Source organism: Candidatus Saccharimonadia bacterium, assembly GCA_035544015.1.
In the GTDB taxonomy this organism is placed as follows: domain Bacteria; phylum Patescibacteriota; class Saccharimonadia; order UBA4664; family UBA4664; genus UBA5169.
This window is the reverse complement of the sequence record DATKIP010000022.1, coordinates 1-1,294: the sequence shown is the minus strand read 5'-3', so window position 1 is coordinate 1,294 and position 1,294 is coordinate 1. Positions and strand designations below refer to the sequence as shown.

The 1,294-nt window shown below is 56.3% G+C and carries 2 protein-coding genes; both read left to right on the top strand.

Translation table 11 applies throughout. The features are described 5' to 3' along the window. The first annotated feature begins 239 nt into the window (after positions 1-239). Positions 240-1,078, top strand: a protein-coding gene (locus tag VMT30_02080) for an IS5 family transposase (protein ID HVQ43731.1) whose coding sequence is annotated in 2 segments (ribosomal slippage) — positions 240-624 and positions 624-1,078 — 840 coding nt in all. Because the reading frame shifts where the segments join, the coding sequence is not laid out codon by codon here. After that, the coding region (locus VMT30_02075; protein ID HVQ43730.1) for a GAF domain-containing protein at positions 990-1,294 on the top strand (305 nt) is incomplete at its 3' end. The genes VMT30_02080 and VMT30_02075, both read left to right, overlap by 89 nt.

Sequence of the window (1,294 nt, the reverse complement as noted above, 5' to 3'; positions counted from 1 at the left end):
TTAAAATCTTCTCCTGGAGGTTGCATATTTCTGGGCTATCGTCCGCTCGAGAAACGGGGCACCTCGCCGACCGCTTGGCGCTGGAGCTCGGCACCGGTAGCGTTTTCATGTAGTCGACGGCATTCCGCTTGTATCGACTTCGTCGAGCGGTTGAGGGCTGAGTGTCTGTCCGGGGAGAAATTGAATCCTCTGAATCATTTGTGATTCAATAGAGGCGGCCTGATTCGGAGGGGCCAGCGATGTGGACGAATGAAAATCGCGCGCGGTATGACCGCAGTCATTTGCGCTATCCCAGCGACCTCAGCGACGACGAATGGAAACTGGTCGAACCGTTGATCCCGCCAGGCAAGCGCGGCGGCGACAAACGCACAGTGATCATGCGCGAGGTTGTGAACGGCCTCATGTATATTCTCTCCACCGGTTGTCAGTGGCGGGCCATCCCGAAAGACCTGCCGCCGCGCTCGACGTTGTACGATTATTTCGACCTATGGAGTTGGGATGGCACGCTCGATCTCATACATTATGAGCTCTATGTAAAATGCCGCGAAGCGATTGGCCGGGAAGCCAGTCCCACCGCCGCCGTCATCGACAGCCAAAGCGTCAAAAGCGCTGAAAAAGGGGGGCTTCGATTGATCCGCCGGGCTACGACGCGGGAAAGAAGATCAAGGGCAAGAAGCGGCACATTCTCGTCGATACCCAAGGCCTGTTGATGCATGCTATCGTTCATGCCGCTGATATTCAGGATCGCGACGGCGGCGCATTCGTCATGGCGACCATGTTCGGCATGTATCCGTTCCTGATGAAACTCTACGCCGATGGCGGCTATCAAGGCCCGCTGTTTCGCCGCGCCGTGGCAAAAATAATGGCACGGCTGAATGTGGAGATCGTCAAGCGTTCTGATCACACAAAAGGATTTGTCGTCCTCCCGAAGCGCTGGGTGGTCGAACGAACGTTCGCATGGCTCGGGCGATGCAGGCGTCTCGCCAAAGATTGGGAGAATCTCAACCGAAAGGCGCTCGCATTTCTGCGCCTCGCTTCAATCAGGCTCATGCTCAGAAAACTATGCAATCCCGCATGATCTCTCCGGACAGACTCTAAGCGAAGTCATACGCATGGGCGACTACCGGACGGCGCTGGGCGTCCCGCTTTTACGTGAAGGCGTTCCGATTGGCGTTATTTTCCTCACGCGTTGCACAGTACAACCCTTCACCGACAAGCAAATCGAGCTGGCCACGACATTCGCCGATCAAGCGGCGATCGCCATTGAGAACGTAGGGTTGTTCGACGAGGTACA